Source organism: Achromobacter sp. SIMBA_011, assembly GCF_046535435.1.
Taxonomy (GTDB): Bacteria; Pseudomonadota; Gammaproteobacteria; order Burkholderiales; family Burkholderiaceae_B; genus Achromobacter; species Achromobacter dolens.
The window spans coordinates 1-296 of the sequence record NZ_JAWRWN010000255.1; the positions used below are offsets into that span (position 1 = coordinate 1).

A 296-nucleotide genomic window follows, 5' to 3' on the forward strand; every position below is an offset into this window, starting at 1 on the left:
CACCGAGGCGATCAACCTCGTGGCGAAAAGCTGGGGCGCGCAGAACGTGGGCGAGGGCGACGAGATCATCCTCTCGCACCTGGAGCATCACGCGAACATCGTGCCGTGGCAGCAACTGGCCGCGCAGAAGGGCGCGCGTCTGCGCGTGATTCCCGTCGACGATTCCGGCCAGGTGCTGCTCGACGACTACCGCAAGCTGCTCAGCGATCGTACGAAAATCGTGTCGGTCACGCAGGTGTCGAATGCGTTGGGGACGGTGGTGCCGGTGCGCGAGATCGTCGAGCTGGCGCATCGCG

1 protein-coding gene is annotated in these 296 nt (G+C 65.5%); it reads left to right on the plus strand.

Going from position 1 to position 296, the window contains the following annotated elements:
- The coding region (locus SB816_RS30825) for an aminotransferase class V-fold PLP-dependent enzyme (RefSeq protein WP_410548098.1) at positions 1-296 on the plus strand (296 nt) is incomplete at both ends.